Source organism: Paenibacillus sp. CMM36 (assembly GCF_053570945.1).
In genome coordinates this window covers 72,164-98,037 of the sequence record NZ_JBSEDY010000012.1, presented here as the reverse complement: position 1 = coordinate 98,037, position 25,874 = coordinate 72,164, and the positions used below count along the sequence as shown (strand labels likewise).

At 45.9% G+C, this 25,874-nt stretch carries 28 protein-coding genes and 1 pseudogene; all 29 read right to left on the bottom strand.

The window, feature by feature from the left end:
• Positions 1 to 3: 3 nt before the first annotated feature.
• Positions 4 to 753 (bottom strand): class I SAM-dependent methyltransferase, encoded by a 750-nt coding sequence (locus ACWA2B_RS20985; protein ID WP_449292588.1) that lies wholly within the window; start codon positions 751 to 753, stop codon positions 4 to 6.
• A gap of 318 nt (positions 754 to 1,071) precedes the next feature.
• Entirely contained in the window at positions 1,072 to 1,386 is a 315-nt protein-coding gene (locus ACWA2B_RS20980; RefSeq protein ID WP_161626998.1) for a tyrosine-type recombinase/integrase, read from the bottom strand.
• A gap of 610 nt (positions 1,387 to 1,996) precedes the next feature.
• Positions 1,997 to 2,470 carry a hypothetical protein gene (locus tag ACWA2B_RS20975; protein WP_029517272.1) on the bottom strand — a complete coding sequence of 158 codons (474 nt, stop codon included), beginning with the start codon at positions 2,468 to 2,470 and terminating at the stop codon, positions 1,997 to 1,999.
• A 463-nt stretch (positions 2,471 to 2,933) separates the two neighbouring features.
• Positions 2,934 to 3,737: a sporulation transcription factor Spo0A gene (gene spo0A / locus ACWA2B_RS20970; protein WP_029517271.1), complete on the bottom strand. Its 804-nt coding sequence runs from the start codon at positions 3,735 to 3,737 to the stop codon at positions 2,934 to 2,936.
• Between the two features lie 216 nt (positions 3,738 to 3,953).
• The gene (gene spoIVB / locus ACWA2B_RS20965; RefSeq protein ID WP_029517270.1) at positions 3,954 to 5,114 is read right to left on the bottom strand and encodes a SpoIVB peptidase; all 1,161 of its coding nucleotides are present in this window, start codon (positions 5,112 to 5,114) and stop codon (positions 3,954 to 3,956) included.
• Between the two features lie 123 nt (positions 5,115 to 5,237).
• Positions 5,238 to 6,956: a DNA repair protein RecN gene (gene recN, locus ACWA2B_RS20960; protein WP_029517269.1), complete on the bottom strand. Its 1,719-nt coding sequence runs from the start codon at positions 6,954 to 6,956 to the stop codon at positions 5,238 to 5,240.
• A 58-nt stretch (positions 6,957 to 7,014) separates the two neighbouring features.
• Positions 7,015 to 7,464, bottom strand: a complete 450-nt coding sequence (gene ahrC, locus ACWA2B_RS20955; RefSeq protein ID WP_013310809.1) for a transcriptional regulator AhrC/ArgR — start codon at positions 7,462 to 7,464, stop codon at positions 7,015 to 7,017.
• Positions 7,465 to 7,480: 16 nt separating this feature from the next.
• Positions 7,481 to 7,957, bottom strand: a complete 477-nt coding sequence (locus ACWA2B_RS20950; protein WP_029517268.1) for a hypothetical protein — start codon at positions 7,955 to 7,957, stop codon at positions 7,481 to 7,483.
• A gap of 155 nt (positions 7,958 to 8,112) precedes the next feature.
• Positions 8,113 to 8,964, bottom strand: a complete 852-nt coding sequence (locus tag ACWA2B_RS20945; RefSeq protein ID WP_029517267.1) for a TlyA family RNA methyltransferase — start codon at positions 8,962 to 8,964, stop codon at positions 8,113 to 8,115.
• A 76-nt stretch (positions 8,965 to 9,040) separates the two neighbouring features.
• Complete coding sequence (gene dxs / locus ACWA2B_RS20940) at positions 9,041 to 10,939, bottom strand: 1-deoxy-D-xylulose-5-phosphate synthase (RefSeq protein ID WP_318627127.1); 1,899 nt, start codon at positions 10,937 to 10,939, stop codon at positions 9,041 to 9,043.
• A gap of 107 nt (positions 10,940 to 11,046) precedes the next feature.
• Entirely contained in the window at positions 11,047 to 11,970 is a 924-nt protein-coding gene (locus ACWA2B_RS20935; RefSeq protein ID WP_069012726.1) for a polyprenyl synthetase family protein, read from the bottom strand.
• Positions 11,942 to 12,202: an exodeoxyribonuclease VII small subunit gene (xseB, locus tag ACWA2B_RS20930; RefSeq protein WP_013310814.1), complete on the bottom strand. Its 261-nt coding sequence runs from the start codon at positions 12,200 to 12,202 to the stop codon at positions 11,942 to 11,944. Before xseB ends, ACWA2B_RS20935 begins: the two co-directional genes overlap by 29 nt.
• Positions 12,192 to 13,556 (bottom strand): exodeoxyribonuclease VII large subunit, encoded by a 1,365-nt coding sequence (gene xseA / locus ACWA2B_RS20925; protein WP_165147057.1) that lies wholly within the window; start codon positions 13,554 to 13,556, stop codon positions 12,192 to 12,194. Before xseA ends, xseB begins: the two co-directional genes overlap by 11 nt.
• A 12-nt stretch (positions 13,557 to 13,568) precedes the next feature.
• Positions 13,569 to 14,426 carry a bifunctional methylenetetrahydrofolate dehydrogenase/methenyltetrahydrofolate cyclohydrolase FolD gene (gene folD, locus ACWA2B_RS20920; RefSeq protein ID WP_029517261.1) on the bottom strand — a complete coding sequence of 286 codons (858 nt, stop codon included), beginning with the start codon at positions 14,424 to 14,426 and terminating at the stop codon, positions 13,569 to 13,571.
• A 37-nt stretch (positions 14,427 to 14,463) separates the two neighbouring features.
• Positions 14,464 to 14,913: a transcription antitermination factor NusB gene (gene nusB / locus ACWA2B_RS20915; RefSeq protein WP_013310817.1), complete on the bottom strand. Its 450-nt coding sequence runs from the start codon at positions 14,911 to 14,913 to the stop codon at positions 14,464 to 14,466.
• 136 nt (positions 14,914 to 15,049) lie between these two features.
• The gene (locus tag ACWA2B_RS20910; protein WP_023989248.1) at positions 15,050 to 15,283 is read right to left on the bottom strand and encodes a DUF2273 domain-containing protein; all 234 of its coding nucleotides are present in this window, start codon (positions 15,281 to 15,283) and stop codon (positions 15,050 to 15,052) included.
• A gap of 15 nt (positions 15,284 to 15,298) precedes the next feature.
• Positions 15,299 to 15,839: pseudogene (amaP, locus tag ACWA2B_RS20905) on the bottom strand (alkaline shock response membrane anchor protein AmaP).
• 73 nt (positions 15,840 to 15,912) lie between these two features.
• Complete coding sequence (locus ACWA2B_RS20900; RefSeq protein WP_029517259.1) at positions 15,913 to 16,326, bottom strand: Asp23/Gls24 family envelope stress response protein; 414 nt, start codon at positions 16,324 to 16,326, stop codon at positions 15,913 to 15,915.
• A gap of 125 nt (positions 16,327 to 16,451) precedes the next feature.
• On the bottom strand, positions 16,452 to 17,795 hold the full coding sequence (gene accC / locus ACWA2B_RS20895; protein WP_029517258.1) for an acetyl-CoA carboxylase biotin carboxylase subunit: 1,344 nt from the start codon (positions 17,793 to 17,795) through the stop codon (positions 16,452 to 16,454).
• A gap of 61 nt (positions 17,796 to 17,856) precedes the next feature.
• Positions 17,857 to 18,348: an acetyl-CoA carboxylase biotin carboxyl carrier protein gene (accB, locus tag ACWA2B_RS20890; RefSeq protein ID WP_029517257.1), complete on the bottom strand. Its 492-nt coding sequence runs from the start codon at positions 18,346 to 18,348 to the stop codon at positions 17,857 to 17,859.
• 138 nt (positions 18,349 to 18,486) lie between these two features.
• Positions 18,487 to 19,311: a SpoIIIAH-like family protein gene (locus tag ACWA2B_RS20885; RefSeq protein WP_029517256.1), complete on the bottom strand. Its 825-nt coding sequence runs from the start codon at positions 19,309 to 19,311 to the stop codon at positions 18,487 to 18,489.
• A 62-nt stretch (positions 19,312 to 19,373) separates the two neighbouring features.
• Positions 19,374 to 20,015 (bottom strand): stage III sporulation protein AG, encoded by a 642-nt coding sequence (gene spoIIIAG / locus ACWA2B_RS20880; RefSeq protein ID WP_029517255.1) that lies wholly within the window; start codon positions 20,013 to 20,015, stop codon positions 19,374 to 19,376.
• 16 nt (positions 20,016 to 20,031) lie between these two features.
• Positions 20,032 to 20,802, bottom strand: a complete 771-nt coding sequence (gene spoIIIAF, locus ACWA2B_RS20875) for a stage III sporulation protein AF (protein WP_029517254.1) — start codon at positions 20,800 to 20,802, stop codon at positions 20,032 to 20,034.
• A gap of 39 nt (positions 20,803 to 20,841) precedes the next feature.
• Entirely contained in the window at positions 20,842 to 22,032 is a 1,191-nt protein-coding gene (gene spoIIIAE / locus ACWA2B_RS20870) for a stage III sporulation protein AE (RefSeq protein WP_029517253.1), read from the bottom strand.
• A 12-nt stretch (positions 22,033 to 22,044) separates the two neighbouring features.
• Positions 22,045 to 22,434 carry a stage III sporulation protein AD gene (spoIIIAD, locus tag ACWA2B_RS20865; protein WP_013310826.1) on the bottom strand — a complete coding sequence of 130 codons (390 nt, stop codon included), beginning with the start codon at positions 22,432 to 22,434 and terminating at the stop codon, positions 22,045 to 22,047.
• A gap of 8 nt (positions 22,435 to 22,442) precedes the next feature.
• A complete protein-coding gene (gene spoIIIAC / locus ACWA2B_RS20860) occupies positions 22,443 to 22,646 on the bottom strand; it encodes a stage III sporulation protein AC (protein ID WP_010345636.1) in 204 nt (67 codons plus the stop codon).
• 12 nt (positions 22,647 to 22,658) lie between these two features.
• On the bottom strand, positions 22,659 to 23,177 hold the full coding sequence (gene spoIIIAB, locus ACWA2B_RS20855) for a stage III sporulation protein SpoIIIAB (RefSeq protein WP_029517252.1): 519 nt from the start codon (positions 23,175 to 23,177) through the stop codon (positions 22,659 to 22,661).
• Entirely contained in the window at positions 23,170 to 24,165 is a 996-nt protein-coding gene (spoIIIAA, locus tag ACWA2B_RS20850; protein ID WP_449292587.1) for a stage III sporulation protein AA, read from the bottom strand. The genes spoIIIAB and spoIIIAA overlap by 8 nt, the downstream gene beginning before the upstream one ends.
• A 413-nt stretch (positions 24,166 to 24,578) precedes the next feature.
• The gene (locus tag ACWA2B_RS20845; protein WP_165147069.1) at positions 24,579 to 25,832 is read right to left on the bottom strand and encodes an aspartate kinase; all 1,254 of its coding nucleotides are present in this window, start codon (positions 25,830 to 25,832) and stop codon (positions 24,579 to 24,581) included.
• Positions 25,833 to 25,874 lie beyond the last annotated feature (42 nt).

The following is a 25,874-nucleotide window of genomic DNA, read 5'->3' as shown; positions in this document are numbered from 1 at the left end:
ATTTTACTTCCTAGCAATTACCATAAATCGTTCTGAATTTGTCCTTATTCCTATTTCGGTTTGGTTCTCCAAAATAAATTGTTGGAGTATTTGAAAATCAATTTCTTCTTCTCCGAAGTTAGGAACTATTGGAGTGTGTTTCAAGAGAAATATTAAGTCTGCAGGAGTCTGATAATACTCGGTTGCATTGAATTCAAATGACTGTATGTCGTTAAAGCCCGCATCACTTAATTCCGTAATATATTTAGCTTTTAATGAGTCTTTCTTAGCCCCCCATGCCTGACCTCTTCCAAACGCTTCTTTAATATTTAATTTGTCGTTTTCGCTTACTTGCTGTGTCAGGAACATACCACCCTTTACTAACACCTTTTCTATTTCTTTTGCATAAAAACATGAGTGTCTAGAAGAGATTACATTAAAGAAGTTCTCAGGAAAATTTAGATTTTCAGCACCCATCTGGAGAAAACGAACATTTGCTATGTCTGATTCAGCAGAATTCTTGGTTGCTGTTTCAATCATTCCGGTGGAATGGTCAATCCCAACTAGAAGTAATGCAGAATCTGCTATTGATAAAATGGCTTCCCCGCCGCCAGTACCGATGTCAAGCAATATGTCCGACTTCTTGCATGTCTTCGCTACTTCATTGTAGAAGTCCCATTTTACGCCTTTGGAGATACATTTCACCTTACTGAAATCCCATCCGTTGATTTTTCCAATCTTATCATAAAACTCTTTATACTCTATTGAATTCATTTACTTTTCACCTTCCAAATAAGGATAAAAGCTACGGGCTAGCAGACCGATATTCAAAATTTTAGTTTGTTTAGTCAAAAGGATAAACTCCCCCCTTGACGGCTGGTACGCGTTTTTTCCAACCCGGAAACTAAATACTTCGAACAATACGGAAAGACATCCGATTCACCTCATTTGAAAGATTGTTTCAATTATATTTCTAATAGAACTTGTCGATCAAGCATATTCTTCGCACCAACACCATTGTACGTCCACTAGAATAAAAGCTGAGACGCTCACCATGCCATTATCTTTAATGAAGGAGCCGTACAACAGTACTTAAAGGGCGAAAGCTAATACAAGCAAAGCCCATGGCAGACTATTGGCAGCGGTACGATTGATTAGACAGAATATAAGGTTGGCAATGCAGAAATAGGCTTCAGAGTAGCGGTCTTTATAACGCATCCAGCTTTTTATCTTGTTAACTGATCTGAAGGAAAAATAAACATACTTCTCCTTCTTATTCTTAGCATTCTTCACAAATATACTTTTGTGCTTGAAATCAAAGGATTCTGGCTGTAGACTCAGGCATTCACCTTTTCTCATCCCCTTACCAAGCAGTAAACAGGTAATTGCATAGTTTCGAATACCCATGAAAAGTAGCCGCATCAAATTGACCCAACACCTTTTTGATTTGTTCTGTTGTTAAAGTCTTATTTACCTTACGTTATACTTTCGGGTTCTCAATGCTTCAACCGGATTTTTTGGTATTTCAAGTTCCTCTTCGTAGAGATAATTGAAGAACACCTTTATATTCCGAATATAGTTTGCAATTGTGGTTGTGGAAATGTTCTTCTTGAGGTCTGAATATTTCTCTAGGTGCTTCTTCTCCTAGTCTCCACCTATTGACTACTGTATACTTCCAAGGTTCCTGCAAATATTTAATGTACTGCCGGAAGTGTCAAGACTGAACTTTCTTCACGTATTCAATCTGATACTGATCTTGTAAATGCTTACCGAACAACTTTATGGTCAGTTTCGTAACTACTAAAGTTTTACGTGCAATATTCTTAGACGAACAGTAAAGCATAAAACTATACAGTTGAAATTCAAAATCTTCCATAAAAAAATACCGCTGATCTATTGGTCACGGATGACCCAATAAATCAGCGGTATTGGCTGAATTGTTATGCTTCACCTTATTCTCAATCTGTAGTTTATCTGCCACCACTGCGATGAACTTTCGATTCCTGAGGTGAGCGTCTCAATTCGGAATATACCCTGCTATGCCTTCAAAAGAATAACCGGATCCTCCATTACCAAGCTCGTTAAAATCAGTGGTATAGAAGTGATCTGTACCGTTATAGTATCTATATAACGGTGATGTGTCTGGTTGCTGTTGCGGGAAAATGTAACCTTGTATGCCTTCAAGGCTATAACCATTCATGCCATTGCCAAGCTCATCAAAATTAATGGTATAAAAGTGATCTGTACCATTATAGTATCTATATAACGGTGATGTATCTGGTTGCTGTTGCGAGAAAATGTAACCTTGTATGCCTTCAAGTCTATATCCACTCATACCGTTGCCAAGCTCATCAAAATTAGTGGTATAGAAATGGTCAACGTTGTTGTAGTAACGATACAGCGGAACGGTTCCGTCGGCTGCACTTACAGAACTAAATGTGGAGAACATTGCAAACATAAACAATAAAATTACGGCGATTCTTTTTTTCACAACAACCAAGCCTCCTATGGGCAAAGTATTTAAGCTGGCCAGCTACCATTCTAGTATTGCATTTATCTAATCCATATACAATAGTAAAAAGGTACTAATATGTTTTTTTGAAATTTTTATCCAATGTTTGAATTTATATATTATTTTTTTAATATTTCATTTCGTTTTGTTCACCACTTCCGACCAAAATTGTTTAGTACTTATTGGATTACAAGCTTTTACTCGTCCTGTCTCAAGTAGATACTTGATATGGTGACGGGGAATTTCAAAATCGTTTATAAAAAATACCGCTCCTTTACTGGTCTTTGGAAGAACCAATAAAAAGGCGGTATCAGTTGTCTACTATTCAGAAGTTAATCGGTATCGGGACGACTGTTATGGAGATTCGTAGCCGTCCCTACAATTATCATTCATAAATGTCAAAACCCAAGAATTCCTTGCTTTATCAATCATTCTGATCCTTTCAGGACACCTTGTTCTCAATTCTCAGCTTATCTGCCACCATCGCTATGAACTCACTATTGGTTGGTTTGGACTTACTGATATTAATGGTGTAACCGAACAGGTGTGAAATACTGTCGATATTTCCGCGGGTCCATGCTACCTCGATAGCATGACGAATGGCGCGTTCTACGCGAGATGCCGTCGTTTTGAACTTTTCGGCAATTGCCGGATATAATGTTTTGGTGATGGCTCCTAAAATTTCGATATTATTGTACACCATCGTAATGGCTTCACGTAAATATTGATAGCCCTTGATGTGAGCTGGTACACCAATTTCATGTATGATGGCCGTGATACTGGCATCCAGGTTTTTCGTCTTACCCATAGGTACAACGTTGGACCGCATGGATGAAATGGTCACCGGACTGCTGTTAACTAACTGAGGTCCCACCAATTGGCGAACACGGTTAGCCAGCACTTCCATGTCAAACGGCTTCAAAATATAATAAGATGCCCCGAGCTGTACGGCCCTCTGTGTAATATTTTCTTGACCGAATGCAGTCAGCATAATGATTTTCGGCTGTGGAGTCAGGTTCATTTCTCTCAAACGCTCCAATACACCCAGACCATCCAGATGAGGCATAATAATATCCAAAATAAGTACATCAGGTATGTTGCGGGATTCTGCGATGCGTTGGAGCACTTCTTCGCCGTTATAGGCGATTCCTGTAACTTCCATATCCTCCTGATCGGAAATATATTCAGCAAGCAAATTCGTAAATTCCCGGTTGTCATCAGCCAACAATACCTCAATTTTTTGCAATGTACTTCCTCCTCATTGAGTGATATTCCATTGTGATATCTGTTTACAGTATATAAATATTTCTTGTCGGAGTATATGATTTCGACATCGAATTATGAATTCCTTCTGTCGAAAATTATTTTTATTTATTTTTTTTATAGTTTCTATTATAATTGATTCTTTATCTTGCAATTATGAGCTATTCCCCTGCTTTTCGACAAAAAAATCTTAAGGCCACTAGCTCGCCTTAAGATTAGAAGATGATTTTAAGCTTACGTTATTCTGCATGATTCCTGCATCGCGCAGCATCCATTCGATAAAACAACCGTAACCTGATTTAGGATCATTCACAAATACATGTGTTACAGCCCCGATAAGCTTACCATTTTGGATGATCGGACTACCGCTCATTCCTTGCACGATTCCCCCGGTCTTATCCAACAGCTTTGGATCTACAATACGAATCACAAGTCCTTTGGTTGCCGGTTTGTCCTGCTGAGAAATGTGTACAATTTCCGCCTGAAACCGCTGAATTTGTTGACCTTCCAGTACAGTCAAAATTTCTGCAGGTCCTTCCTTTACTTCATTCGCAAGAGCCACCGGAATAGGAGTCGAATACAATCCATATTGCGGCTCATCTGACATTTTCCCAAAGATTCCGAAATTCGTATTTCGTTCAATATTTCCTAATACCCGATGATCTTTGAGAAAATGAGCGCGTTTTTCTCCTGGTTCCCCACTTTGGCTTTTCGCAATTGATGTCACATTGGACTGCACAATCTCTCCGCTTCCCACGACAATAGGGGTTTGGGTATTCATATCGGTAATTACGTGGCCCAAGGCCCCGTATACACCTTGGTCTGGTGCGTAAAACGTTAATGTACCTACACCTGCAGCCGAGTCCCTAATATACAACCCAAGCCGCCATGCTTTATCATCCTGATCATATGCTGGTGTTAACTTGGTGGAAATGGTCTGCTCACCTCGACAAAGCGTAATGTCGAGCGGCTTTTTATTCTTACCTGCTTCGTCTACTACTTCAGCAACCCTTGCCAGGCTATTGAGTGGTTTGCCGTTCATGTGTGTAATCCGATCCCCTAGGCGAATCCCCGCTGTTTCACCAGGTGATACCTTACGATCATTACTTTCCTGAATGATATGGTGACCGACGACAAGCACTCCTGAAGATTTTACTTTAACCCCAATCGTCTGCCCTCCCGGGTATACTTTTAAATCGGGAATTACACTTTCTTGGGTTGTCCTCACGCTTTTAGAACCGAACAAATCCAAAGAAGCTTGTGGAGGCAGCGCTGCTTGCACATGCTGAGCGTTACCGATAGAACACATAAGAAAAACAAGCAAAAGACCGAGCAATTTGATCCTGGAGTAAAAATTCAATGGCTGTCACGCTCCCTTTGCTTCTTTCGCTTGACGAGTAAAGGTGGTCGCCAATTGCGTACCTATAAGGTAACCTTGCCCCCAGGCTTTTATAACTGTTAAACATTACGCCGGCCGCTCTTTTCAGGCTTTCTTTCCTTCCGCCAAATTCAGCATTTCCTGTGCGTGATGCAATGTTTTTTCGGTAATTTCCACACCGCCCAGCATCCGTGCCAATTCTTTAACACGCCCGTCCTCCGTAAGTCCCTCAATTTGAGTCATGGTCCGTCCGTCATGAACATTTTTCTCAATAAGGTACTGATGATCTGCCATACATGCCACCTGTGGCAAATGAGTAATGGAGAACACCTGACAAACGGAAGATAAACGATATAGCTTCTCGGCAATGGATTGAGCTGCACGACCACTCACCCCAGTATCCACCTCGTCAAAAATGAGTACTGGAATTTGATCATGACGCGCAAAAATACTTTTCATCGCCAACATGATACGTGATAGCTCACCGCCTGAAGCGATCTTACCAAGTGGACGTAATGGCTCACCTGGATTAGGGGAAATAAGAAATTCAGCATTATCAATGCCCTGCTTGGTAGGTCTTACCTTCAGACCTTTGTACTCATATCCGCGTGGATCTTCAATTGGATCAATGCGCACCTTGAGTGACGTTCTTTCCATCTGTAGGTCTTTTAACTCCTGCTCCACTTGCTCTGCAAGCTCTTCAGCGCAAATTTCACGTGCTTCTGTAAGCTCTTCCGAAATCTCAAGCAAATCGGACAGCAACTCGTCCCGTTTTGCAATGAGCTGCTCCAGCCGCTCATCTTTATTTTCCAGCAGATCGGTTTCCTGCTCAATACGGCTATAGTATTCCAAAATCTGCTCTATACTATCACCATATTTTCGCTGTAATCCGGTAATTTGATTCAAACGTTGTTCCACTTCATGCAGCTTGCCTGGATTAAATTCAATATCCTCACGATAAGAACGTAATTGGAATGCTGCGTCCTCCAACTGGTAAAAAGCAGACTGAATCTGCTCTGCAATGGGCTGAAGGCTTTTGCTGTCATAGTTTTGGACATCGTTCAATCTGGACAACACGTTATTGATCGTATCCAGTCCACCTCTGCCGCTTAAGAGTTCGTATGCTCCTGATATCCCATCCATCATTTTCTCACTATGGGATAGCTTGACCCGTTCTTCTGCCAATAATTCATCTTCTCCCAATTTCAACTCCGCCGCAGCGATCTCTTCTAGTTGAAATCGGTACATATCCAAAAGCTGATAAGCCTTTTGACTGGAGCTTTGCAGTTCTCTTACTTCTTTTTCCGCTTTGACAAAAGCATTGTAACGCTCCCGATAAAGCGTTTTGACCGGACCGATCACCGAATCACCGAACGTATCCAGCAGCGCCAGATGGCGATCTGCACGTAGCAGGCTTTGATGCTCATGCTGCCCGTGTATATTGACGAGTTGTTCACCTACCTCACGCAGCATCGTTAAATTAACCATCTGGCCGTTAATTCGAGAAGAGCTTTTTCCCTGAACCGTAAGTTCACGACGAATTAGCAAATGCTCCTCCGCATTAGCCTTAATCCCTTGTTCCTCAAGTGTATTCCAAACGGGATGTTTTACTGGCAGTTCAAACAAGGCTTCCATCTCTGCTTTATCACAACCGTAACGTACTAAATCAGCAGAGCCCCTACCGCCTGCAATTAGCCCAAGCGCATCGATAATAATGGATTTACCAGCACCTGTTTCCCCGCTCAACACATGAAACCCTTTATAAAAATGAACATCGACGGCCTCTACGACCGCCAAATTCCGTATAGACAAAGTGACCAGCATCGTTCTTTCACCTCTATGATGTACAAATTAAAACGCCTAATATGCGTAGCCATTATAATTAGGAAATGTAGCCCATAAGACGATTCACGATAGCTTCGCTGTTTTCTTCCGATCGGCAAATAATCAAAATGGTGTCATCTCCGCTAATCGTACCCATAATTTCGGACCATTCAATATTGTCCAATAAAGCAGCAATCGAGTTGGCTGTTCCCGGCAGACACTTCATCACAATCAGATTGGTTGTGTAGTCAATATGCAAAAAGTTATCAACCAACGTACGTTTCAGTTTCTGGGCTGGATTGTAGCGCTGATCTGAAGGCATCGAATATTTATATCTGCCATCGTCCATCGGGACCTTGATGAGCAGTAGCTCCTTGATATCACGCGATACGGTCGCCTGTGTGACCTGAAAACCAGCCTTACGCAATGCTTCAACCAGATCATCCTGCGTCTCAATCTCATGTTGTGAAATAATTTCCCTAATTTTAATATGTCGTTGACCCTTCATATAATCCTCCTATGGATTAACCTTCATATTCCTCTTCTTCGAGGTCTTCCACTAATGTAATAAGGCGAATACTTCGCTCGTCCGTATCAACGTACAATACACCCGCGCAACCCGGATAGAGCAATAAATACGGCATGAGCCTGTCCCTTAAATCAGGACCACTCCACTCCATTGGTTTCTTGCGGCGTGACGTTTTGACCATATATGTCGAACCGTTTCGTACAGCCACGTAGTCTATAAACAAACGGCTATACACGGTATGTCCGTTCACTTTAAAAGCAAGCGGTATTTTCATCTTCCCGCCCACTACTTCATATCCTGCTTCTTCGAGTAGGTGTGTGGCAGGTCCTTCGTCCAAGTCCTCGTTAATCGGTATCGTCTTTAGCACAAGCGGCTCTGGCTCCTTCAACCAGGCACGTAGGCTATACAAAGCCCATATTCCTAATATCACCCCGATCACAGCGATGATAACCGTATCATATCTTGTGTCCATGGACCGATCACCTCATGGACATATTCTAGGACAAGATGTAAAATCCCTTTTCCTTTGTACATCTCATTATAGGCGAACGTGAGTTCTATAATCAATCCCTCACACCAAAAAGAGGTTCCCTTAAGTTCACAGAACTCATGGAGAACCCCTGAATGTTACTTACGCGATGGACCATTATTAAAAGTCTGACCTGCTTCCTGAACGGTACGTTCAATCAGTGGTCTGAAATCCATCTTCTCCAACTGCGATTCTGCAGCAGGAAACCCATCCAAACGCCAATGCGCTAAAAATTCAATATTGCCTTCTCCACCTGTAATAGGTGAATAAGCCAAACCTTGCAGCGTAAGTCCAAGCTCATGTGCAAACATCAGAATGGTCTGCAACACTTCTTTATGCGTAGCAGGATCACGGACCACACCGGATTTTCCGACCTTTTCGCGTCCAGCTTCGAATTGCGGCTTGATTAGAGCTACAATATCAGCAGGTTGATGCAACAAGGCAAGCAACGGGGGCAAAATAATACGTAATGAAATAAAGGAAACGTCAATACTAGCAAAATTCGGCACGGAACCATTCAAATCCGCGGGTGTCATATATCTGAAATTCGTTTTCTCCATTACGCATACTCGTTCATCATTACGAAGCGACCAATCCAGCTGGTTATAACCCACATCAATGGCGTATACGTATTCAGCTCCATGCTGAAGCGCACAATCCGTAAAACCTCCAGTGGACGAGCCAATATCCAGCATTGTCCTGCCCTTCATATCCAGCTCAAATTGACGGATGGCCTTCTCCAGCTTCAATCCTCCACGGCTTACATACGGATGCACCGAACCCTTAACTTTAAGCTCGCTGGCGCGTGGTACCTTCATCCCCGCCTTCTCGATCCGTTCGCTGTCCGCCAGCACTAGCCCAGCCATAATCGCAGCTTTAGCTTTTTCACGGCTTTCAAAAAAGCCTTGTTCTACAAGTAATACATCAATGCGTTCCTTCGGAACAGACATGTTAATCTCCCTTTAGGCAGCCAGGCTGCTCTTGTCATACTTTTTATAAACGTCATGGTCTTCACTTCAAGTTACCCTATACAGATTGTCCCATGCCATATGCTGGCTCAGCAGCCCATTTACGCAACTTTAAGCATACATCTTCAATGGTGAGACCTACTTCAGCACGCTGCTCTTTGATGGAGCCATGCTCCACGAACAGATCGGGAATCCCCATTAGGCGCACCTGTGCCTCTTGTATTTCGGCTTTAGCGTAAAATTCCAGTACAGCGCTACCCAAGCTTCCTGCTTCAGAAGCTTCTTCCAATACGATCAGCTTCGTATGCTGACGAGCCAGCTCACGCAACATATCCTCGTCCAAAGGTTTCAGGAAACGAGCATTCACGACGCCCACTTGCAAACCTTCCCGTTTCATCGCCTCCGCAGCCTCTGTCGCCACCTGGAGCATCGGTCCTGATGCAATTACAGCAAAGCCCTCACCCTTACGCAGGAGCTCCCAACTGCCGATGGGAATAGCCTGTAATTCTTTATCCAACGGCACGCCAACCACATTAACACGTGGGTAACGATAAGCAATTGGACCATCTTCATAGTCGAGCGCTGTTTTCATCATATGACGTAGCTCGTTCTCATCCTTTGGCATCATAAGCACAAGATTGGGGATATGACGTAAGAATGCCACATCAAACACGCCATGATGAGTTTCCCCGTCAGCCCCAACAAAACCTGCACGGTCAATCGCGAACATCACATTCGCATTATGACGACAGATATCATGCACAATTTGGTCATAAGCACGCTGCATAAAAGTGGAATACACCGCAAACACCGGCTTCATCCCTTCCATTGCCAACGCAGCACACATGGTAGCTGCATGCTGTTCAGCAATACCGACGTCAATCATACGGCTAGGAAACTCTTTACTAAACGGTACCAGTCCTGATCCACCAGGCATAGCAGGTGTGACCGCAACGATGCGCTCATCCTGCTCAGCCAACTCAATCAGCGTTCGGCCGAAAATTTCCGTATACATCGGATTACCCACAGCTTTGAGTACCTGGCCCGATTCAATCTTGTAAGGACTGATCCCGTGCCATTTGTGTGAATCTGCCTCCGCAGGTTTATAGCCCTTGCCCTTGGTGGTTACGACATGCACCAATACAGGGCCAGTGACATTATCAGCCTGCTGGAAGGTTTCGATTAGCTTCGGCAAATCATGTCCGTCCACTGGACCGAGATACGTAAGTCCCAACTCTTCAAACAGTACACCAGGCACCATCATATATTTAAGACTGTCCTTGACACGGCCAGCCGATTTGGCAAGTTTACCGCCGATCGCGGGTATTTTTTTCAGCAAAACTTCCAGCTCATCTTTTGCTCGCAAATAATGACGGTCCGAGCGGATTTTGCTCAAATAATTATGCATGGCCCCTACATTAGGTGCTATGGACATTTCGTTGTCATTCAGAATGACCATTAAATTTTTGCGCTCATGTCCGATATGATTCAACGCTTCGAAGGCCATCCCCCCAGTCAGCGCGCCGTCTCCGATCATTGCAATGACTTTATTGTCCTCGCCCTTCAAATCTCGAGCCAAAGCCATTCCCATTGCGGCCGACAGAGAAGTGCTGCTATGACCGGCTTCCCAAACATCATGCTCGCTCTCACTTCTTTTTACAAAACCACAAAGTCCATCACGCTGACGAAGTGTATCAAAACGGTCCATTCGCCCTGTCAATATTTTGTGTACGTAGGCTTGGTGCCCAACGTCATAAATCATCTTGTCCTTCGGACTGTTATAGCAATAATGCAGGGCGATCGTGAGCTCAACCACTCCCAGATTCGATGCCAGATGCCCCCCAGTCACGGACAGCTTCTCAATCAAAAAGCTCCTGATTTCCTCGGCTAGAGAAGTCAACTCCTCAACCGACAGTGATTTCAGATCGCCTGGTTGCTTTATGTGTGGAAGCAGCACGCATATCTCCCCGCTTTCCTTCAAGTTTGTGAGTAAAGTTAACAAGTATTATATCACACTTTTTGACTGTGCTTAAACGCAGACAAGTCAAAACAGCTCTAACGCAACTAATGATCACGCTTCATCAGGTAATCGGCTATCTCCAGCAAACGAGAAGAATCGGGAATACCACTCTCTATTATCACTCTTTTAGCAGATGCGGTGAGTTCCTCTACCTGCTGCAAAGATGCGTCCATACCAATGAAATACGGATAGGTGACCTTCTCTTGTTCAACATCACTTTGCGTTTTCTTACCCATTTTACTCTCATCGCCTATGAGGTCCAGTATATCGTCCTGTATCTGAAAAGCCAGCCCCAAGTCTCGTCCAAAGCGGCGAAGCGCCTCTAATTGACCCTTGTCCGCCCCACCAATCCGTCCACCTGCCAAGAGCGAGAAAATAATCAAATCAGCAGTTTTATGAAGATGGATATATTCCAGTTCCTCGATCCCCGTCATTCCTTGCTCGCCTGACATATCGGCGACCTGTCCGCCTACCATGCCCCGCGCGCCACTCATTTCGGACAAATCCTCAACTATGGACAATAGCGAATCAGACGAAACACCGTGACGCCGTCCTGCTTGCACAATACTGTAAAAGGCATGGGTCAACAAAGCATCACCCGCAAGGACGGCAACCGCCTCGCCGTATACCTTATGATTCGTCAGCTTACCTCGCCGATAGTCATCATCATCCATGGCTGGCAAGTCGTCATGAATGAGGGAGTACGTATGTACCATTTCTACCGCACATGCCACTGGCAGCGCAGCTTCCCTGCTTCCACCGAATGCTTCAGCAGCAGCGATCACAAGCAGAGGCCGCAGCCGTTTTCCGCCTGCGGTGAGTGAATAATTCATGGATTCTCGAAGAACATCGGGAATGTCCCAATCGGCCGGGAATTGCTCGGTCAGTGCGGACGAAACCGCATCCGTCGTCCCGGTCAAATATTCCTTAAACGACGGTCTATTCAAGTCCTTCACCGCCGTTTTCATCCAGTCCCCCACCAAAAGGCTTCTTGCGCAAATCTCCATCCTCTTCCACGATCATTTCAATTTTACGTTCAACCTGCTCCAGCTTCTGACTGCAAAGTTGAGACAACTTCATCCCCCGCTGGAACAAATCAATGGCTTGCTCCAGAGGAACGTCTCCATGCTCCAGTTGTCCGACAATTTCTTCAAGAGCAGCCATAGCCGCTTCAAAATTCAATTCCGTTTCATTCGCCACCGTGCTTCGCGTCCTCCTTCATTCCCCATACTTGGCAGTCCAACTGCCCATCACTCACTTTAATCTTGATGGAATCTCCCGGCTGTACGTCTTTGAGCGACTTAATCAGCCGTTTTTCCTGCTCATCGTATACCAAGCTATAGCCTCGGGCCATGACTTTGAGTGGGCTCAGCGCATCCAGTTGACGAATTCCCGTGTGCAACTGCTGCCGTCCCGTTTTCGTAATAGCACGCATCGCAGACTCCAGCTGACGTTGCGCCATATCCGTCTGCTTGCGTGCTGAACGAATTTGTTCACGCGGATTAAACCGTTCTAGTACCTGACGCATACGTGCGTTCTTTTCTGCGTTCAAACGAGAACGGTTACGCGCTGCGCGGATTAGACGCTGATGCAGCATGTCCATTCGCTCTGCATGCTGTAGCATATAGCGGCGTGGGTGCAGCAGGACTGGTGAACGCTGAAGCCTCGCCAAGCGTACACGGCTGGTTTCCAGCCGCTGCCGGAGGGCGTTGCGCAACCGTTGCTCCCGCTGGAGCAGCTGATCCCGTAGCTCTGCCTGATTAGGCACGGCCAACTCGGCTGCTGCGGTTGGCGTTGCCGCACGTAAGTCAGCCACAAAATCGGCAATGGTAAAATCCGTTTCGTGTCCAACTGCCGAAATAACCGGAATGACCGATGCGTAAATGGCGCGCGCAACCGCTTCCTCATTAAACGCCCACAGTTCTTCCAACGAGCCACCTCCCCGTCCGACAATCATCACCTGAACCTCTTGCATACGATTCATAGTTTCAATTGCCTTGACGATCGAGGGGGCGGCACCTTTTCCTTGTACAAGCACAGGATACAACACAATTCCAGCCTGCGGGTATCGCCGCTGAAGTGTCGTAATAATATCACGCACAGCCGCTCCAGTCGGTGACGTAATCACGCCAATGGTTACTGGATGGGCAGGGAGGTTACGCTTACGAGCAGTATCAAACAGTCCCTCTGCATCCAGCTTTTGCTTGAGCTGCTCGTAAGCTAAATAAAGGCTTCCTATACCATCAGGCTGCATTTGAGTCGCATAAAACTGATATTGTCCATCTCGTTCGTACACGGATACGTTTCCCCGGGCAATAACACGCGTACCTTCTTTCGGTACGAAAGGGAGCCGCTGATTATGGGTTGCAAACATAATCGAACGTATGCGGCTCCCCTCATCCTTGAGCGTAAAGTACATGTGACCACTTGAATGATGCGTAAAATTAGAAATTTCCCCGCGTATCCATACATCAGACAGCACCTGATCCGACTCCAATTTCATCCGGATATAACGATTCAGGTCCTTTATAGAGTAAATACGTTGTTCAGCCACAGGCAGCTGTCCTTATGCCAAACCGTGCGACCGCTTGGCCGCTACGAGCGTATTTTGCATCAGCATCGTAATTGTCATCGGCCCTACTCCGCCGGGAACAGGCGTAATCGGACCAGACACTTGCTTCACGCTCTCAAAATCAACGTCCCCCGCCAGCTTTCCGTTCTCCAGACGGTTCATCCCTACATCTATCACTACCGCTCCGGGCTTCACGAACGAAGCATCAATAAAGTTGGCTTTGCCGATCGCAACGACTAAGATATCTGCTTGTCGACTTAGGTCCGCAATATTCGCTGTACGGGAGTGGCACATCGTAACCGTAGCATTTTCACGCTGCAACAATAAAGACACTGGCTTGCCCACGATATTACTGCGACCAATAACTACCGCATGTTTACCGGCTATCTCCACTCCTGCACGCTTAATTAACTCAATGACTCCAGCAGGAGTACAAGGCAATAGACTATCGTCACCGATGACCAAATTCCCTACGTTCACCGGATGGAATCCATCCACATCCTTCTCCACTGCAATCGCGTCAATGACAGCTTTTTCATGAATATGCTTTGGCAACGGCAGTTGCACCAAAATTCCATGGATGGTACTTTGATGGTTCAGCTTGTTTACCAGTTCCAGTAATGCTTCCTGCGAAGTATCTGCTGCCAACCGATGAACCTCGGAGTAATAGCCGAGATCATGGCATGCCTTTTCCTTGTTTTTAACATACACTTGCGAAGCGGGATCTTCGCCTACCAATACAACAGCCAGTCCGGGTTGAAAGCTGTGCTCTTTCAGACGAATGACCTCTTGCTGAATGCTTGCGCGAATATCCTGAGAGATTTGTTTACCATCAATGATCGGTGCTGACATGTTTTACCACTCTCCAACCTGATTCAGTAGTCTCTACTTAAAAACGTGCTTTCAATTGCTCCAGTTCTTGTATCACTCGTCCCAGTACACCATTAACAAATTTACCGGATTCCTCGGTACCAAAGTGCTTCGACAACTCAATCGCTTCATTAACAGCTACCTTGGCTGGAACATCCTCACGGAAAATCATCTCATATGCCGCAAGCCTTAAAATTTGACGATCTACACGTGAAAGCCTGCTGATCTGCCAGCCTTTAAGATAATCCACCAGCAGCCCATCAATGGCTTCCTTGTGCTCCCACGTACCCCGCACATGCTCCAAGACATACGCTCTTAACACTGCTGCATTTTTAACGACAACTTCCGCTTCGTTTTCCTCAGCGGCTTCCTGAAGCAACATGTCCACGGCTGCTGCCGCATCCACTTCATTCATTTCCATATGGTACATACTCTGTACCGCTAATTCCCTCGCCAGACGTCTTTTCATGCCCTGCCTCCTACGCTTGCCTATATCTATTTTTCATTCTAACCAATTTCCACAAAAAAACCTGTGAACGCATCCTCCAAAACGTTGGGCGCAAAGAAGCTACAGCTCTATTTTTGGAGAACACGTATCACAGGGTTCATTTAAAAGGACGCCAACGTTGCGACAACCAATCGCCCCATTCCTTCCAAGGGAGGAATGAACCGAGCGCTGAATCGCTACGTCTTCCTAGCGTATATCCGATGAACACCATCAATGCAAAGAACAACATATTCCAAAAGCCTGCCCACAAATAAATAAAACCGAAAAAAATACCAGCCGTGATCCCCATGATCCGGCCCTTGTAACTTCCCCATATTTCTTTCCAGGGCATCAGGGAAAATCACCTCTATTCCACACGACTCTTAAAGCTGGGTGACTGAGAAACATTAGCGATGTACACCGATACATTGGACACAGGAATTCCTGTAATTTCTTCCACATGATCGTGTACCCCCTTTTGTACCTCGGAGGTTAACACCGGAATGGAGCTTTCCCCGTCTACAACCGCCCGAATCGTAATATCAAGTCCCGAATCCAACACACGAACGCGTGCTTTCAAATCCTGCATCCCGCGAAATCGGGAAGCTGCTTTGAGGCACAGATTTTCAATGGTATCCACTGAAATCTGAATGTCACCGTATTCCGTTCGTTGATCAATAGAATGCTGTACGGTTTGGTTCCGTCGAATAGAGATATAAAAAAAAACGAAGACTCAATAACAACAGAACCCCTGCAATAATCAGGCTGGTAAACCACACTACTCGCTCATCCTCAATACTTAAAACATACGGAATGGCCCCGCTCAGGAGGAGGATGGCGAGAATGGAAATAATTCCGATACTTAAGCTGTACAAGAACAGCAGAAGTCTGTCCATAACTTTAGCCACGAAACGCACAGCCTCCTTAAATTAGAGTAAACCCTCGACCCATAAGGGTCGGGGGTTTGTACAAAGTATCGCTCTATTTAACCCGTCCGGCGCCCAGCACTTCCGGCTCTTCTACTTTATCGGCATTTTTGAATTGAACATCATGAATTTGCACGTTCACTTCAACAACGTTAAGACCTGTCATGTTCTCAATCGAACGCTTAACATTATGCTGAATAGCAGCAGCCACCTCAGGCAGACGGTTACCGTACTCAATAATGACGGAGACGTCTACAGCAGCTTCACGCTGTCCGACTTCCACTTTTACACCTTTAGATAAATTTTTGCGGCCTAGCAGTTCGGCAAACCCACCAGCAAATCCGCCACTCATTCCCGCCACGCCCGGTACCTCAACGGTAGCCAGTCCGGCAATGACTTCAATAACTTCTGGGGCAATTTGAATCTCCCCAATTTCTGTACGTTCGAATTCGGTTGGCACTGTGCTCATACCTTCAACACCTTTCGGTCAAAATAAGTTTCATTCCAGCTTTAGATTTCAAAGCAGACATGCTCACTTATTATCCATACTATATCATTTGGCGTTCATTATGACAAACGGAGGAAATATACCGATTAAACTTCGTTTTCCTCCAAAAATTTAATATCAAAATCGCCTTTAATAAAGGTCGGATGCTCTAGCAAGCGCTGATGAAAAGAAATCGTTGTGGGTATGCCCTCAATAGCAAACTCAGTCAAAGCCCGCTTCATTTTGGCAATTGCATCCTGCCGTGTAGGTGCCCACACAATCAGCTTGGCGATCATAGAGTCATAATAAGGAGGAATGCTATAACCTGGATATACTGCACTGTCTACCCGTACCCCAGGACCGCCTGGAGGCAGATAAAATCCGATTTTACCCGGTGCAGGCATAAAATTACGATCCGGATCCTCAGCGTTAATACGGCACTCTATCGCCCAACCATTGATGGTGACTTCTTCCTGCGTAAAGGAAAGCGGATGCCCTTCAGCGACAGAAATCATTTCCTTAATCAGGTCTACACCAGTAATCATTTCTGTTACGGGATGTTCTACCTGAATACGTGTATTCATTTCCATGAAATAGAAATTGTTGTCCGGGCCGAGCAAAAATTCGAGAGTACCTGCACCAGAGTATTGAACGGCCAAAGCTGCACGAACAGCTGCCTGACCCATTTCTTCACGGACATCCTGCGAAAGTACAGGACATGGTGCTTCCTCCAACAACTTCTGACGACGACGCTGCACAGAGCAGTCCCGTTCGCCCAAATGGGCAACATTACCATGCTTGTCCGCTATGATCTGTATTTCCACATGTTTCATACCGGTCAAATATTTTTCTAGGTACACACCCGCATTGCCAAATGCTTTTTGCGCCTCCTGCTGAGCGGTAGTGATTTGCTGAATGAGGTTATCCTCATCTTCGGCGATACGAATACCTTTACCTCCGCCTCCTGCTGTGGCCTTGATAATTACCGGATATCCGATATCACGTGCGATGCCGATCGCATCCTGCAAATCCTCAACCAGCCCGTCTGAACCCGGAATAACTGGAACTCCGGCATCCTTCATGGTCTGCTTAGCTACGGCCTTATCTCCCATTTTGTTAATGGCTTCAGGAGAAGGACCAATAAACGTAATATTACACGATTCGCAAATTTCAGCGAAGTCTGCGTTTTCCGCCAAAAATCCGTAACCTGGATGAATGGCATCACATTCAGTCAATGTAGCAACGCTCATCAGATTCGTAAAATTAAGGTAGCTGTCCTTAGATAGCGTCGGTCCGATACAGTAAGCCTCATCTGCGAGACGCACATGTAACGAATCCTTGTCAGCTTCCGAATATACAGCAACTGTCGAAATATTCATTTCGCGGCAAGCGCGAATGATACGAACCGCAATTTCTCCACGATTCGCAATCAATACTTTTTGAAATGTCATGACTTTATCCTCCCTGGGAGCAGTCTTGCCGAACCCTCAAAAGAGGGTGCAAACAAGCTTTTTACTCCGGTTTCACAAGGAACAATGGCTGGCCATACTCGACCAACTGTCCGTTTTCGGCCAAAATTTCCACAATTTCGCCCTTCACTTCAGCTTCCAGCTCGTTCATCAGCTTCATCGCTTCAATGATACATACCGTTGTTTTTTCGCCCACTTTGCTGCCGATACTCACATACGGAGCCGTATCCGGTGATGAAGAACTATAGAAAGTGCCTACCATCGGAGATACGATTTTATGTAGATTGCTTGCATATTCCCTCGGTTCTCCAGCAGTTGTAGATCCAACATCGGACTGTACTTGTGGATTTGGAATAACAGCTTGTGGTGCCACTGCATAAGCAGGTGTTGCCACAGGAGCCTGTACTGTAACGATTTCGCTTTTGCCCGGTTTCCGGATCAACAAGCGAGTTCCTTCATTTTCAATTTCAAGCTCATGCACAGACGTTTCATCCACCAGCTTGATCAATTCCTTAATCTCGCTTAATTTAAACATCTCTATTAATCACTCCTTCAGCATTTTGCCGGTTGCTGATAACATTGTTGAAACAGCTTTATGTATTATATCACAATCATTAAAAATAGAAAGAGCCCGGAATAATGCAGAAATCCGGGCTTTTTCGCGTTTTTTGTCTTATTGTGTAACATATTGGACACTGATCTTATCCTGCGTTACATTCAGTTCCTTCATGACTTTGTCGACAATTGTTACCGCTTGCTTAGCATCCAATTTTTCACTCAGAACCACTACTTTGTATTTATCAGCGTCTTCCTCACGGACGACCGCATTGGCGAACTGTTGCTGAAGCTCTTCTTCAATTCCAGTAATTTTAGCCTGCTTATCTTCAAGTACATGTAATTCCTTTTGAGCCTCCGCAGCTTTCTTTGGTGTGCTGTCGTTCATTGCGGTAGTCAGTTCATCATTTTTCTTCTGATTTTCCACGTCCCGTTCCAGCAAATAGTTGTCAATCACAGCTGCTGCTGTAGGTTGGGCAGCTTGATCAGTTGCCACTTGATCCAGTACCTGCTGGTCGGTTTTGGCTGTAGAGGCTGCTTTGTCGTCATTTTGTGCTGTCGCGTCCGTCTTAGTCGCTGTTGTGTTTTGATTGGATGTCGCCGGTTCAGTAGTAGGGGTAGCTGCCGTACCTTTGTCGCCTTTTGAGTTTTCTGTTGCTGGGTCAGTTGTAGAAGCCGTATCCGACTTTGTGGAATTTGCTGATGCTCCATCAGTTACTTCTCCATTCGTCACTACTTCGTTTACCTTCAGTTCGTTCAATTGTTCCTCTGCCTTCGTCGTTGCTTCCTGTGCGGCATCCTGCTTAACCTTGCTCACTTGTTCACTATCGGCTACTGGTGGATTTGCAGGGCTTGAGTCCTCCGTAAACAAATAATACGCAGACAGCACGACCATTAAACTCAGCATGGACACCAGCCAAACGGTTTGTCTTTTATTATTCATGTTCCGTCCTCCATATTCATTAATGGTTTAAAATATAAACTTCTTTGTTCCTGAATTCCAAATTATCCCTGCTTGCGCGGTACGACTGAAATTTTGTAGGAAGGTACATTTAGCCCCTTCTGTACAGCATCGACAATTAGCTGCTTCACTGTAGGGTTTTCTGCCCCCATAGCCACAACAAGCACTCCCCTCACCTGCGGTTTTACTTTTTTTGTCACAATCGGGGTGTGCTGACCACCAGATGATTCATAGGTGACAATTTCGCCATCACGTGTATATTGAGTAGTGTGCCGTTGTCCACCATTGGCGTCCGTCTCATTGTTCTCTTCCTGCATGTCCTTTACATTGCGTTGAACGATAACTTCTTCGGTGGAGTCTACCGTAACCATGACATCAACGGTTCCTACGCCAACAATCTGCTCCAGCATCTGTTTCATATTGTCCTCAAAAACCTTCTCAATCCCGGCAAAAGAACTTTCTTCACCTGTTGTTGTCTCTAACGTAGGCTCATTTTTCATCACGCCAGGCGGCTCACGCCCTACGTTTTCTGGATCAACCTTTTTTACATTAACGAATGAATTAAAGAGCATAATCGCTACACCGATAAGGCCAAGAATAAGCAACCAACGAAATGAATTGAACCTTTTCGCCCCATCCGCCCCTCCACCCAGCCATTGCTCCAGCTTTTTCAGCCATTTGCTCATTTCTGCTCACCTCCTGTTACCATTCATGTGTTCCATCCTGCGAAGAAAGCACCTGAACATTTTTGCTATCTATCCCCCATTTTTCACGTAAAAGTCCTGTAATTAAGCCAAATGCTTTCGTATCTGTTGGCTTTCCGTCCTCAACAGTTTTGTCAGGATTACGATCATTCTCTCGCGTTCCTTCATTAAAATCTGAAGTTTTTGCATGTGTTGGCTCTACACGAATATTCACTGTCTTTTCGGTTACAGGCTCCACCATAATCGGCTTGACATCTGCACCAGGCGAGACGTCTGTGTTTTTCTTTTCTTTTTCTGGCTGCTGTTCTGCCAATTGGACCACTACCGACTGGACACCCGTTCCTGCCTCCAGCCCTGATTCCTCCTGTTGAATCTTTGCAAGGGTAACCTGGACCGACTGAATTGCTAACCCAGTATACTGTTCCAACTGTCCTTTCATTTCCTTAGCTACCTCTTTGCCAGCCCATTGCATGGAGCTTTGTTCTTGCTGTAGCTTTAACTGGCTGCCTTTTGCTAGAATCTCCTCCAATGTCGGTTCCCTCTTGCCTGTCTCAGCCTGACGTTGAAGATCCAATGCTCGCCCTAGAACCTCGGAAGGACTGGTACTCAGTAAGCGCACGACCGGAGACAGCAACGTCAGCAGAATAAGCAGGCTGAGAACGAGTTTGACATACCTCTCCATAGATCGGCTCGGTAAGATCATATCGACAAAAGAAGCCAGCAACACGATTAGCACCAGTTCCTTGAGCCAGCCTGCCAGCCAGGTCACGTCACTCTCCTCCCCCCTTGTTGGTTTACGTGCATTGGTTCACCTCATCATGACTGTCATATTGCCTGCTGCGAGCATGACTGTAATTGCAAGGAAGGACATCAATCCCACTGCTGCCAGCGCCGCGAAAACATAAATCATGCTCTTGCCGATCGCATCCAGACATGCCACGATAGGCGTATCACCCAAAGGCTGCATGATCGCTGCTGTCACTTTATAAATGAGCGCCAGCGTCAGAATCTTGAGGGCGGGAAAGGCGCACAGGAACAAAATAATAATGACTCCTACCAGACCAATGGCATTTTTAACGAGCAGCGAAGCCGAAATAACTGTATCTGTCGCATCTGCCAACGCCTTGCCGACCACCGGAACAAAGCTACCTGTAATATATTTGGCTGTACGGATCGTTAATCCGTCAGTAACGGACGATGTCAAGCCTTGTACCGAAATGACTCCTAGAAAAATGGTCAGCAGCACTCCCAGCACTGCTACTCCAGCGTTCCGCAACAGATCGGCTAGCTGGGTCAGCTTGTATTTGCCCGTCAGCGAGTTGACCAAGTACAGCACAGCCGAGAAGAACAGCAGCGGGAAAACCAGCGTATGAATGACTGTTCCGACTGTGTTGATCATAAATACAATCAGCGGGTGGGTCACCGAAACTGTTACGACGTTCCCCATCGAGGCTAGCATAGTAAACAGCAAAGGCAACATTGCCATCATGAAGTGAATCATGCTATCAATCGCTTCTTTGGCATAACCAATCGCTACACTAAAGCTATTAATCGCCAAAATGATAATGACCATGTATACGATAGCGTAGGCCACTTTGCTGACCTGTTTGCTTTCAAAAGCGCTTTGTAGCGTTTCCAGCACCATACTCATAATGCTGAGCATGACGATGGTGACGAGCAACTTGGCATTTACTCGGATTTCATGGATGAAAAAATCAGCTATAGCGCTCAATACACCCTTTATGCTGAACCCTTCACCGCCTGGAAGCAGCATGTCCATGAAGGAAGGCGTTTTCTGATCAGGGAAAAATCCGCCATATTGCTGCATGAGCCCGTCCCAATAATGTTCTACTTCATCTTTGGGCATTTGCTCCGCCTGCTGTCTGATCCATTCGTTTGTCGGTGTATCTGCAAAGAGGAACGCAGCCGAGGCACACCATAGACATAGCAGCAACATTGCAATTACTTTGAGATTCGGCATGCCCCCCAGCCTTTTCATGGCATCACCCCCTCAGGCGGGCATCAGCTTCAGAATGGTATCAATAATAATGCTGATAATTGGGATTGCGAGCACCATAATGAGTACCTTTCCGGTAAGCTCAATTTTGGAAGCAATCCCGTCTTGTCCTGCATCCCGAACGATTTGCGCTCCAAATTCAGCAATATAAGCGATACCGATTATTTTCAAGACGGTTTTAAAATAGATCATGTCCATGCCTGAAGACCGGGCCAGTCGCTCCAGTACAGCAACCACAGATCCGATCTTGCCAATCAGCAGCAAAAAAATGACGATTCCCGCAGCTGTTGCAATCAAAAAGGCAAACATCGGCTTCTGTTCCTTAATGACTAAAATAAGGACTGTGGCAATGAGGGCGAAGCCCACCACCTGAATAATTTCCATGTGTCCACCTACTGAAAAAGAAAGATAGATTTGATCTCTTGCAGAAGGTTATCCAGCATTCGCACCACCATGAACAGGACCACGACGAAGCCGATGACCGTTACCCAGTGCGCCATGTCTTCTTTGCCCATTTGCTTTAATACGGTATGAATCATAGCGATAATAATGCCAATTCCGGCAATTTGGAAAATTGCGTTCACTTCTAAATTCATTCGAGCACCCCGCTAATAGATCAAAATGACGATCAATGCTCCGATCAGCAGTCCCAGGCTCCTGCTCATACGCTCGTACCTCACCTGATCTGCCTGCGCCTGCGCTTCCTCATGGGATAACTGCTGGATGGTCAACGCAATGTGCTTGATCTGGTCTTCACGGTCGCTGGTTCCAAGACTGTAAGCAAGCTGCCGCATCGCTTCCTTCTCGGCTTGCTTCATAGAGGAACGGCTCCACGAGTCTTCAATGGCTTTATGCAAGCTTTCTCTGGCAGTCAGGCCAAAAGAGGGGTGCATCCAGCGTGAGGCTTGCTGAAACAGAGTGCGTAAGGGCTCTCGCAAGGGCTCTCCTGTCTTGGCGAAAGCATCTGGTAGCGGAGACACCCCGTAGGAAACCTCGGTGGTCAATCTTTGCAGCGCAAGAATCAACTCCCTGATTTGCCGCGGCCTCATTGCAAACTGCCTTGCCCGTTGCCAACCTGCCAGCGTAGCGGCCAGTATAACCAAGGCTGCACCCAGCAGCTTAAGCATAGGAGATACCCCCATTCTGCCCTTCTCCAGACAGTGTAAGCCTGCGTTGCTTGGCATCTGCCAGTCGGAATGAGACGCCCCGGCTCGTCCGCTCCAGCATGACGTAGAGTTGAAATAGCTCTTGTCCTGTAGTTAATCCAGCAAAAGCAGACCGGGTCGCCATTTCAGCCACATCGCGACCATGTGCGGAAGCAATGACTGCAATGCCTGCATGGAGCGCTTCGCGCACCGCCTCCGCATCTTCCGGTCGTCCGATTTCATCAACAATGAGGACATCCGGTGACATCGAGCGGATCATCATCATCATGCCTTCTGCTTTCGGACATCCGTCCAATACATCGGTGCGAGGCCCGACATCAAAACCCGGGATACCTTTGTGACTACCAGCGATCTCAGAGCGTTCGTCTATAATGCCTACCTTGAGTCCATTCCGTCGCCCCCCATGGCTTTCCATCCCTCCGTAACTGAGTTGCCGAGCCAAGTCCCTAAGCAGTGTCGTTTTGCCATGCTGAGGAGGGGACAAAATGAGGGTATGCCGGATTTTCCCGGACATTCGATCTGCTACATAAGGCAATATCCGATCAGCTATGCTGGGAATTGCACGCGCAATTCTTACATTAAAGCTGCTTATATCCCTCAAATGCTCCACTCGTCCTCGGTTGAGCACGGTTCTCCCTGCCAAGCCAATACGATGACCGCCAGGGATCGTAATAAACCCTTTACGAAGCTCCTCTTCCATCGTATAGAGGGAATGATTGCTGATAAAATCCAGCAGTCGGTGGGCATCCTCACGGTCAGGCTTATAGGCTTCCACATGGTTCAAAGTCAGCTGACCAGCAGACGTTACAAAATGATGTTCACCGTTTGCATTAATTTCCAACGGCCTTCCTTCCCTGACCCGGATTTCTTCCAGTTGCTCAAATACCGTTTCTGGAAGCCTTCCGAGTATACCGTGCAACGGTTCGGGAAATAACTCCAGCCATTCCATACCGATGCAGCCCCCTCACAGTTGTCCTTTTTCTTTAAGACAAGTCTATGGTTGACTCTCGCTTTTTATGCCGAAAATATATTGAAAACCTAGGCAAACTTTTGCTAACTCCTATCAACGCTCAACAGACCTTTCTCCCGCTTGTTTAAGCACCATTCTCTAATTTGCACAAATAAAAAAGGGCCTCTCAAAGCCTTGTCGGCTAAGGGAAACCCTTGGGTAGAAAAGATAGATTCAGAAAAAAAGAGGCTGCCCCTCAGTTTAACTCTCACTGATGGAACAACCTCTTAACCTACTGCTGTATTCTATGATTTATCAAACTATAAATAGAAGGCATATAATGTATCAACCTTTACCTGTCATAAGCATCGTTCACATTAGCCATATTCAGTGTCTAGATCACGTTGCAGTTATTAACGACGGTCTTTCGGTCCACCCACAAACGCTTGCTCCTCGGTGTCCAGGTTATAAGCTGTATGCAACGCCTGAATAACCTCATGAAGCTTACCCGCTTCAATTACACACGATACTTTGATTTCAGATGTGCTTACCATTTTAATGCTAACGCCTTGCTCTGCCAGTACGGCAAACATTTGCGCAGCAACACCCGGATGGCTAACCATTCCTGCACCTACAATGGAAACCTTCACCAAGTTTTCCTCAGACGTTACTTCACGGTACGGAAGCTCTCCACGAATACCTTCCAGCGTCTCCAGTGCCGCTTCACGATCCGTCAGAGCTACTGTAAAGGAGAAATCCGCTTTACCAGCTTCAACCCCGCTCTGTACAATAATGTCTACATCAATTTTGGCTGCCGCCAGTGTTCCAAATACTTTCGCCAGTACGCCGGGAATATCGGCGACGCCCAAAATACTGATTCTTGCTACATTTTTATCATATGCAATCCCACTGACTACAACGCCTTGTTCCATTACTGCATCCTCCTTTACGACCGTTCCTTCATTATGGTTAAAACTGGACCGCACGATCAGCGGTACCCGGTTATGTTTGGCATATTCTACCGCACGAGGATGCAATACAGCTGCACCCAGATTAGCTAATTCCAGCATTTCATCATAAGAAATTTCTTTTAGCTTACGAGCAACCTTCACGATCCGTGGATCTGTTGAATAAATGCCGTCCACATCCGTGTAAATTTCACAGGCATCCGCTTGAATCGCCGCCGCCAGCGCAACCGCCGTCGTATCAGATCCACCACGTCCCAACGTCGTAATGTCTCCCTCTACAGACATCCCTTGGAAACCAGCTACAACAACGATCTTGTTGCTGCTCAGTGCATCCAGCACACGCTGAGGTTGAATATCCGTAATCCGTGCTCGACCAAAGTCAGATTCAGTACGGAAACCAGCCTGCCATCCCGTAAACGATACCGCTTCATGACCCAACTGCTGAATAGCCATCGACAACAAGGCGATTGAAATTTGCTCACCTGTCGTCATCAACATATCCAACTCACGTGCAGGCAACTGCTCATTCAACAATTTGGCCTGGTCAATCAGTTCGTCTGTCGTGTCTCCCATTGCGGAAACGACCACTACACATTGATGCCCTTCACTCTGTTTCTCCACAACGCGTTTTGCCACGCGTTTCATGCGCTCCGTGTCACCGACGGAACTGCCTCCGAATTTCATGACATACAAAGACAACGATATTCACTCCCTCAGACTCAGTATGTAACCTTGAGATGG